Source organism: Achromobacter sp. MYb9 (assembly GCF_002975275.1).
GTDB lineage: Bacteria > Pseudomonadota > Gammaproteobacteria > Burkholderiales > Burkholderiaceae_B > Achromobacter.
Genome location: NZ_PCOQ01000049.1, coordinates 1 through 9313, shown reverse-complemented (window position 1 = coordinate 9313; position 9313 = coordinate 1). Strand labels below are relative to the sequence as shown.

The following is a 9313-nucleotide window of genomic DNA, read 5'->3' as shown; positions in this document are numbered from 1 at the left end:
CGCGGGCGGCGCCGCCCGCGCCCACCAGCAGCACCGACGCGCCGTTCAAGCGCACGCCCAGGCGCAGCAGGTCGGACACCAGGCCCACGCCGTCCGTGTTGCAGCCGTGCCAGGCGCCGTCGCGCCAGGACAGGGTGTTGACTGCTCCGGCCAGCCGCGCACGGGCGGTCAGCCGGCCCGCCGCCAGCGCGTAGGCGTCCCGCTTGAAGGGCACTGTCACGTTCAGGCCCAGGCCGCCCTCGGCCACGAAGGCGGCGGTGGCTTCCGTAAAACCGTCCACCGGCGCCAGCAGGCGCTCGTAGCGCAGCGGCTTGCCGGTCTGCTGGGAGAACAGCTCGTGGATCTGAGGCGAGCGGCTGTGCGCGATAGGATTGCCGATGACGGCGTAGCGGGCAAGAGGGATCGCCTCGGTCATGGGGCTTGTGTTTCCAGGGTGTCGTTGACGAAATGCCAGGTGCGGGTGATGACCAGCACGTCGGTGTCGCGGGCGATGTCGGGGGGGAACGGGGGGAAGAGGGCCACCAGTTGGACGATGCGGCGGGCGGCCTGGTTCAGCACCGCGTGCGGCGAAGGCTGGTCGATTTCGACGTTGGCGATGCTTCCGTCGCTGCGGACCGATACCGTGATGCGCAGCGTACCGTAAATGCGTCCGCGCGCCTCGTCCGGGTAATGCTTTGTGCCGACCGCCTCGATGCGGGTGCGCCAGGCGTCCAGATACGCGGCGTAGCGCGAGGCCTCCGCCGAGGGGGCCACGAACTGCTTGCGGGGTTCGGCGCTGTATTGCTGCACCCGGGCGGCCAGGGCGGCGACCTGGGCGTTCTGGATCACGCTGGCCTGGTCTTGGGAGTCCTGGCCCAGATCGGTCCCGTCCGGCCACGGGTTGACGGCCTGGCGCTCGGCGCCGGCCTTCTCCTGCGAGCGCAACTGGGTCATCAGGCGGGTCTGTTCGGCTTCCAGCTGCACTTGCCGGCGGCGCATGGCTTCCAACACGATTGTTTCGGCGGATGCGCCCGTCTGGGGCAGCGGGGTGGTGGTCATGCCACGGTCGGCGTTGCCGCCGCCGCTCATCTGATTCTGCGCCTGGGCGCGCGGCGTGTCCGGCGGCGTTTCGCTGCGGGCGTTCAGCAGCACGACTTCCAGGCTGGTCACGGGCGGGCGGGTAAAGGCGGGCACGCCGAAGCGCCACGCCAGGGCGCCGGCGTGCACCAACAGCGATATTGCGATGCCGATGCGCAGGTAGTGCTGGGCGGGAGCGCCCAGCCACCGCACGTAACGGCCTAGCGGGGAGGAGGAATCAGGGCGTTGCACGGACGCATTGTAAGTCGAGTCCACGTCGCCCGGCATGCCAGCCAACGGCTTGTAACAGCTATTGGACGGCGCGCCGGGCCGCCGACCGGGCACGGCGCGGGTCTCGCCACATGCGGCGCCGCATGCGGTGCCACATGCGGTGCCACATGCGGCATGACCCGCGCGCGGCATGACCGTGGCGCGTCAGGCTGTCTTGCGCGGGAAAACCCAGACCTTGCTGGCGGGCAGCGCCAGCCGGCACGGGCCGGGCTCGCGGCCTTCCGGACCGTAGGCACGCAGGGCCAGCGTGTTGGCGGGGTCCGCGTCGGGCGTACGGAACAGGTATTCCCAGCGGTCGCCCAGGTACATGCTGGTCAGCAGCGGCATGTCCAGGTGGTTGCCGTCGGGGTCGTCCGCCAGGCGCACTTGCTCCACCCGGATCACCGCCGTGCCGTCCTGGCCCTGGGTCACGCCTTCGCCGGCCTTGCCCCAGAGGGCCCAGCCACGGCCTTCGATGCGGGCCCGGCCGTCGCGTACTTCCGTGACCTTGCCTTCCAGCCGGTTGTTGCTGCCCATGAATTCCGCCGTGAACAGCGTGGACGGCGAGCCGTACATTTCCTGCGGCGTGCCCTGCTGCTCGATCTTGCCGTTGTTCAACAACAGGATGCGGTCGGAAATGGCCATGGCTTCGCTCTGGTCATGCGTCACCATCAGCGCCGACAGCCCCAGGCGGATGATCAGTTCGCGCAGGAAGGCGCGGGCCTCTTCGCGCAGCTTGGCGTCCAGGTTGGACAGCGGTTCGTCCAGCAGGATGACGGGCGGGCTATACACCAGCGCCCGGCCGATGGCCACGCGCTGCTGCTGGCCGCCGGACAGCGCGTGCGGATGGCGGTGGCCCAGCTTGCCCAGGCCCAGCTGGTCCAGCACGGCCTGCACGCGTTCGCGCACTTCGGCCGACGGCACCTTGCGCAATTTCAGCGGGTAGGCCACGTTTTCAAACACGGTCTTGTGCGGCCACAGCGCGTAGGACTGGAACACCAGGCCCAGGTTGCGCTCTTCGGCCGGGATCTCCTTGCGCGCGCCACCGTCATAGACGATGCGATCGCCAATGGTGATGCGGCCGCGCTTGGGGCCTTCCAGCCCGGCCACGGCACGCAGCAGCGTGGTCTTGCCGCTGCCCGAGGGGCCCAGCAGCGACACCACTTCGCCCTGGCGCAGTTGCATCGACACGCCCTTCAGCACGGGGTTGTCGCCGTAGTCCAGGTGCAGGTCTTCTACAGAAAGCTCAATCATGAAGTTTGACTCCGAATCGCAGGGCGATGCCCAGGCCGATCACGACCAGAACGATATTGATGAAGGAAAGCGCGGCCACGATGTCGATGGCGCCCGAGGCCCACAGCGACACCAGCATGGAACCGATGGTTTCCGTGCCGGGCGACAGCAGGTAGACGCCGGTGGAGTATTCGCGCTCGAAGATCAGGAACATCAGCAGCCACGAACCGATCAGGCCGTACTTGGCCAGCGGCACCGTGACGTGGCGCGTGACCTGGCCACGGCGCGCGCCGGCGCTGCGGGCGGCCTCTTCCAGTTCGGGGCCCACTTGCAGCAGGGTCGACGAAATCAAACGCAGCCCGTAAGCCATCCATACCACCGTGTAGGCCAGCCACACGCTGAAGATGGTGCTGCGCATGGCGCGCAGCCATTCGATGAAGTTCTCGCGCAGCCATTCGGCGAACGGCAGCGCCGACAGCCAGCCGTTTTCGTCCACGTCCAGGGCGTTGTCCAGCCACATCGGCACAAACAGGAACACCCACAGGAAGGCCAGGCCGGCCAGCAGGCCGGGCACGGCGCGCGGCACCAGCACGCTGTAGTCCATGAAGCGGGTGACGTTGTCCGGCTTGCGGTGCATGGCCAGGCCCACGAACATGTAGCACATCACCGCCAGCGCGCCGCCGAACACGCCGATGGCCACCGAGTTCACAATGGCGCGGATCAGGTTGGGCTGCGCGAAGACCGTATGGAAAGCATCCAGCGACAGCACGTCGAACAGCGACACACCCATGCCCCAGTTGGACACGAACGCGCGCAGCAGCACGCCCAGCAGCGGCACCACGATGGTGACCACCAGCCAGAACGCCACGACCGCGCCCGCGGCCCAGCGCCACTTGCCCAGCGGCAACGGGCGCGCGCGCGAGGCCTTGCCCTTGACGGTAACGAAGCGGTTGGCGGTGCGCATCAAACGGCGTTGCAGCATCACCAGCGGGATCGTCATGCAGATCAGGATCACGGCCACGGCCGCCATCAGGTGATACGACGGAATGCCCAGCTTGTTGGTCAATTTGTACAGGTAGGTGGCCAGCACCAGGTTGCCTTCCGGATCGCCCAGCACCAGCACCAGGCCGAACACTTCCAGGCCCAGGAAGAACAGCAGCACGGTGGCGTACAGCATGGCCGGGCGCACCATCGGCAGGCTGACCGACACCATTACGCGCAATGGCGATGCGCCGGCCACGCGGGCTGCTTCCTCCACGTCGGACCCCATGCTGCGCAGCGCCGACGAAATGTACAGATAGGCGTGCGGCACGTGCGTCAGGCCGGCGATGATGACGATGCTGGTCAGCGAATAGACGTTCCAGGGCACGAAGCCCAGGATGTTCTGCGCCCAGATCGAGAAGAAGCCCACCGGGCCGGCGGCCACGACGTAGCCGAAGCCCAGCACCATGGGTGACACGAACACCGGCACCAGGATCAGCGGTTCGATCCAGCGGCGGCCGGGCAGGTCGGTACGGATCATCAGGAAGGCCAGCATGCCGCCCAGCGGGATGGCGATGATGGCCAGCCCGAAGGCCAGGATGAAGCCGCTTTTCAGCGCCTTGTAGAAATCCGGGTCCGCGAAGATGAAGCGGAACGCGTCCAGGCTGAAGACCTTGGACGGGGCAAAGAAGGGCGCGGATAGAAAGCTCTGGATGATGATGAACGACAGCGGCACGTAGATAGCCAGGGCTGTCATCAACACCACCACGCCGCGCGGCAGGGACTGCCATTTTCTGCGCAATGACTGCATGGGGAAATCCTGTATTCAAAGTGACGCGACGGTCGCGCCGCCCGGGTAGGGGCAGGCCCGCCCGGGGGGCGGTCAAGCGGGCGGCAGGCCGCCGTCCGCTACGCGTATGGGGCGCCGGGGCGGGCGCGCCGCGCCCCGGACCCGCGCGGCCTTACTTGCCGGCCGCGGCGCGCCAGTCCTTGATGAACTGCAGGCGCTTGGTCTGCTCAAGGTAGTCCAGCAGCGTTTCGTTGACCGGAATCGGCTTGAGCGAGGCGCCCAGCTTCTTTGTCATGCCGTCCACATCGTTGTCGCCGGCGATGTCATCGCGCACCGAAGCCAGGTCGGCCTGGTTGGCCATGATTTCCTGGCCCTTCTGCGACAGCAGGTAGTCCATCCACAACTTGGCAGCGTTGCGGTTCTTGGCCTTCTTGCTGATGAACGCCACGCGCGACAACACCAGCGCGTAGTCGGTCGGGTAGGCCACGCCCAGCGACGGGTCGGCCTTGGCGCGCGTTTCGGCGTAAGACCCCAGGATGTTGTAGCCGATCAGGTTTTCGCCCGACGACACGCGTTCCATCATGGTGCCGGTGGACGATTGCACGACCAGGCCGCCCTTGGCGATGTCTTTCAGCGTGTCGAAGTACTTGGGGTCGTTGGCCTTGTCCTGCACGGCCAGCATGAAGCCCACGGCCGACTTTTCAATGTCGTAGGTCGTGACCTTGTTCTTGAACTTGTCGGGCTGGCTGGCGATCAGCTTGGCCAGCGCGCCGTGCGTGGTGGGCACTTCGGCAGCGGGGATCAGGCGCTTGTTGTAGATGAACACGGCCGGTTCGTAGGTCGTGCCGTAGGCCGAATCCTTCCAGACTGCCCAGGCCGGCAGCTTGCCGGCTTCGGGCGACTTGTATTGCAGCGCGTAGTCGGTGGCCAGCTTCAGGGCCGAATCCATCGACGAGCTCCAGACGATGTCGCCGCTGCCACCGCCCGCCGCCTGTTCGCTGATGTAGCGGTTGTAGAGCTCGGTGCTGTTCATGTCGTTGTATTCGACCTTCACGCCCGGATACAGCGCTTCGAAGCCCTTGATGATGGGGCCGGCGGCCTTGGTGTCGGTGGTCGAATAGATGACGACCTTGCCTTCCTTCTTGGCGCCGTCCAGGGTCTTTTGATAGTCGGCCGGGTAACCCGCCGGCACGGCCTGCGCGAAGGCGCTGCCGGTGGCGATGGCGAAAGCTGCGGCGCAGGTGGCCGCCAGTTGGGACTTGGCAAGCATGTGTTCGTCTCCGATTGGAATTGGTCTGTAGCAGGATCTGGGTCCAGCCTGCGGCCATCTTAGGAGGCGGCGTCTGTCGTCGTCCTGTCATGGGGGCGGTAAGCGGCTAGGGGTAATCCCTGGCCTTGCGCGCGGGCGGCGTGGATGGCTTGCGCCGCGCGGCGCGACAGCGCGGTGGCGTCAGGGCCGCTTCGGCGTGTCCGTCACCAGCCGCACCCAGTTCTGCACGAAGCGCGAGTGCCGCCGCTGGTCCAGCCCGACCAGCAGGGCGGGGCTTAGCACCACCGGCTGGACGATGCCGCTTGAGCGCGCCAACACCGCTTCGGATGTCCAGCGGCCCGGCGTGTCTTCCATGATGGAACCTAGCGCCGCGTGGCTGGAGGCCACCTGCTGGCCGGCCGGAGACAGCAGCCAATCGACCAGCGCGCGCGCCAGGTCGGGGCTGGGCGCACGCCGCGATATCAGCACCGATCGTGCCAGCACCAACACATAGTCCTGCGGAAAGACCACGCCGATCCTGCTGCCGGCGGCCTGGCGCGACAGCGCGTACGACCCCAGGATGTTGTAGGCCAGGTCCAGTACGTCGTGCTCGATGGCGTCCAGGATCTGGGCGCTGGTGGGCGACAGCCGCACGCCCACTTGCCCCATCGCGTTGGCCAGCCCCCAGAAGTTCGACGACACCAGCTCATCTTGCTCGGCCAGCAGATAGCCCAGGCTGCTGGCGGCAATGTCGTAGGTGCCGACGCGGCCTTGCAGGTTGGCTTGTTCACGTTCCAGCAGGCGCAGGATGTCCTGCCGCGAGCGGGGCACGGTGGCCTCGGTAAAGCGCTTGGGGTTGTAGACGATGACGGCGGGCTCGAAGGTAAAGCCGTAGACCTCATTGCGCCAGACAGCCCACGACGGCAGCTTGGACGCATAGGGCGACGTGTAACTTTGCGCGTAGCCGTCATTGGCCAGCCGGATCTGCAAGTCCGATGCCGAACTCATCAGCACGTCGACATTTGTCAGGCGTCCGTCGACGGTGGCCTCATACAGATCGCGGCTGCTGATTTCGCGATACACCACCGACACGTCGGGCCGCAACGATTGAAAGCCCTGAATCAGGGGCGCGACGACAGGCGTGTCGGTGGGACCGGCGATGACCAGCGTGCGCGACGTCGGTTGCGGCGCGGGATAGCGCGTGACGATTTCGTCCAGCGGGGCCGCGCGCGCATCCTGGGGGGCGGACACCAGCAGCATCGCCGCCGTGCACGCCGCGCCCAGCCACGCCGCCAGATTGCGTCCGGCCGGCTGCTGTTGCAGCGGCAGGATGACGCGCGCCGACAGACCGCCGCCTGGCCGGTCATGCAGCCATAGCGAGCCCCCGTGCGCCGTGGCCACCGAACGCACGATGGCCAGCCCCAGCCCTGATCCCGGTTGCGACTCGCCGGCCCGCCCGCGCGTGAAGCGCTGCTGCACGGCTTCCTTTTCGTCGTCAAAGATGCCCGGTCCGCGATCGGACACCGTCAGCGCCACCCGGAACCCGGCCACGGGCGTGGCCTGGATATCGACGGTGCCGTCCGGCGCATAGCGCAAGGCGTTGTCCACCAGGTTGCGCAGCATTTCGCGTAATGCCACGCGGTCACCGGCCAGCCGGGCGCGGCGCACTTCCGGCGCGATGTCGATGCGCAGGCGTTCGGCGTCCACGGGGCCGATGCGCCGGCGCGTCTCGTTGATGGTCTCGGCCACGCCGACGGATTCGGGCGGCCCCTTGCCCAGCCGGTGCGTGATGGTGGCGTCCATCAACAACTGGTTGATCAACTGGCTGGCGTGCGTGGCGTTCTGATGAATGCGGCCGATACGCTCGCGCAGCCGCGTCGGGTCTGTTTCGTCCAGCGCCACTTCGGCCTGGGCGCGCAAAGATGCCAGCGGCGTGCGGACCTGGTGCGTGGCGTCGGCCACCAGCGTGTTCAAGGTGTCCATGATGATGGAAAGGCGTTGCATGAAGGCGTTCAGGGCTTCGACCAGCCGGCGCACTTCGCGCGGCACGGGCGTGGTCAGCGGCGTCAGGTCTTCGGGCGCGCGGGTGCGCAGGTCGCGCTCCAGCACGGCCAGCGGCGCGAAGGCGCGCTGCACGCCGAACCACAACAGCCCCAGCGCCACCAGCGACACGATCAGCAGGGGCAGCACGCCGCGCCCCAGAATTTCGCTGGCCAACGCTTCGCGCGAGCCCAGCGTTTCGGCCACGCGCACCGTCACCCAGCCGGCATGCTGGCTGGCGGACACCAGCCGCCCCACGGTCGCCACGCGGACGGGTTCGTCGTGATACGTCACATACGCGAACACGGGCGTTGCCGCCTGCGCCAGCGGCAAGGCGGGCGCCAGGTCGGCATAGCCGGTGATCAGTTTGCCATTGGAGGCGCGCGCTTCGTAGAACACGCGCTCGCCGCCCGACAACATGGCCAGCGACGAGACGGGCGGCTCGACGGTCACGCTGTTATCCTCGATCTGCACGGACCCGGCGATGGTCAGCGCCGACGCGGCCAACAGCCGGTCGAAGGCCTGCTCGGCCGCCCGATCCGCATAATCGCGCAGAAAGAACACCAGGCCGATCAGTGCGCACGCCAGCAGCGCAGCGCCCAAGGTAAAGACGCGGCGGCGGATGGAGGCGCTTTCAGGGATGCTCATGGCTGCGGGCCTGATAGCCGACGCCGCGCACGGTGACGATATCGATCGACGCGCCGGCGAGCTTCTTGCGCAACCGCGAGATCAGCAGTTCCAGCGCATTAAGCGAGCCGTCGTCCAGGTCGAACAGCTGATTCATCAGCCGTTCCTTGGCAACCGTTTGTCCGATCCGCCCCACCAGGATCTCCAGCAGCCGAAACTCGCGCCGCCCCAACTCCAGCGGCGCGCCCGACAAGGTAACGCTGCGCCCGGCCAGGTCCAAACTGAGATTGCCGTAGTGCGTGGTGCTGGTGGTCTGTCCGGCCGGCCGCCGCATCAGCGCCCGCAGCCGCGCTTCAAGCTCGCGCAAGTCAAAGGGCTTGACGAGATAGTCGTCCGCACCCAGGTCCAGCATGTCGATCTTGTCTTCAATTTCCGCTCGCGCGGTCATGACGAGCACGGGCGCTTCCAACCCGGCGGCGCGCAATTCACGAATGACGGAAAACCCGTCCTTGCCCGGCAGATTGATGTCCAGCACCAACGCGTCCCAGGTCTCGTCCAGCCCCCAACGCAACGCCGCCATTCCATCATGCACCCATTGCACGCTATGGCCCGCCAGCCGCAATTTGCTTTCCACGGCATCGCCCAGATCAAGGTTGTCCTCGACCAGCAAAATGCGCATGTTGTCCCTCCGGATGTTGTATGTTTTTCGGGGAGTTTACGGGCTTCAGATGAGTTGTGGGTTTTGGCGTGGGGGTGCGTTGAGTTCTTAAGGCGCCCGTCGCGTCGGTGGCCGGTGGGGCGCGGGTCAACGATTGCGGTCCGGAGCCTTCGCTCCGGACTTCCCCCTTGTCATCCTCGTCCGCCTTCGGCTCCCTTCGGATTCCCTCGGGCTTATCGACGCCCCGCGCCCCACCGGCCACCGACGCGCCGGGCTCTGTCAGCTGCAATTTCACGTCAGCTGGGGCGGGCGGTTTTTTTAGGGTTCTGTTCCACGCAGTGGGGGTGGTGGATGATCTTGCGGGGCCCGCTCCCGGCCGGCCGCGCGGGCGGCCTTTGGGAGCTTACGC

6 protein-coding genes and 1 pseudogene are annotated in these 9313 nt (G+C 67.1%); all 7 read right to left on the bottom strand.

All coding sequences use genetic code 11. The features are described from left to right. A pseudogene (gene aroE / locus CQ050_RS30480) lies at positions 1-415 on the bottom strand (shikimate dehydrogenase); the annotation flags it as partial. Continuing rightward, positions 412-1344 carry an energy transducer TonB gene (locus tag CQ050_RS30475; RefSeq protein WP_105560554.1) on the bottom strand — a complete coding sequence of 311 codons (933 nt, stop codon included), beginning with the start codon at positions 1342-1344 and terminating at the stop codon, positions 412-414. The gene CQ050_RS30475 and the pseudogene aroE, both read right to left, overlap by 4 nt. 147 nt (positions 1345-1491) lie before the next feature. Next, positions 1492-2580: an ABC transporter ATP-binding protein gene (locus CQ050_RS30470; RefSeq protein ID WP_105560553.1), complete on the bottom strand. Its 1089-nt coding sequence runs from the start codon at positions 2578-2580 to the stop codon at positions 1492-1494. Next, positions 2573-4351, bottom strand: coding sequence for an iron ABC transporter permease (locus tag CQ050_RS30465; protein ID WP_105560552.1), 1779 nt, complete (start codon positions 4349-4351; stop codon positions 2573-2575). Before CQ050_RS30465 ends, CQ050_RS30470 begins: the two co-directional genes overlap by 8 nt. Positions 4352-4502: 151 nt before the next feature. Continuing rightward, positions 4503-5600: an ABC transporter substrate-binding protein gene (locus CQ050_RS30460; RefSeq protein ID WP_105560551.1), complete on the bottom strand. Its 1098-nt coding sequence runs from the start codon at positions 5598-5600 to the stop codon at positions 4503-4505. Positions 5601-5780: 180 nt separating this feature from the next. Next, on the bottom strand, positions 5781-8267 hold the full coding sequence (locus tag CQ050_RS30455; RefSeq protein ID WP_105560550.1) for an extracellular solute-binding protein: 2487 nt from the start codon (positions 8265-8267) through the stop codon (positions 5781-5783). Beyond that, entirely contained in the window at positions 8254-8925 is a 672-nt protein-coding gene (locus CQ050_RS30450) for a response regulator transcription factor (protein ID WP_105560549.1), read from the bottom strand. The genes CQ050_RS30455 and CQ050_RS30450 overlap by 14 nt, the downstream gene beginning before the upstream one ends. Positions 8926-9313 lie beyond the last annotated feature (388 nt).

What these genes read in the sequence shown, in the direction of transcription:
- CQ050_RS30470 (WP_105560553.1), bottom strand. Translation starts at nt 2,580, where the DNA reads ATGATTGAGCTTTCTGTAGAAGACCTGCACCTGGACTACGGCGACAAC.
- CQ050_RS30460 (WP_105560551.1), bottom strand. Translation starts at nt 5,600, where the DNA reads ATGCTTGCCAAGTCCCAACTGGCGGCCACCTGCGCCGCAGCTTTCGCC.
- CQ050_RS30475 (WP_105560554.1), bottom strand. Translation starts at nt 1,344, where the DNA reads ATGCCGGGCGACGTGGACTCGACTTACAATGCGTCCGTGCAACGCCCT.
- CQ050_RS30465 (WP_105560552.1), bottom strand. Translation starts at nt 4,351, where the DNA reads ATGCAGTCATTGCGCAGAAAATGGCAGTCCCTGCCGCGCGGCGTGGTG.
- CQ050_RS30450 (WP_105560549.1), bottom strand. Translation starts at nt 8,925, where the DNA reads ATGCGCATTTTGCTGGTCGAGGACAACCTTGATCTGGGCGATGCCGTG.
- CQ050_RS30455 (WP_105560550.1), bottom strand. Translation starts at nt 8,267, where the DNA reads ATGAGCATCCCTGAAAGCGCCTCCATCCGCCGCCGCGTCTTTACCTTG.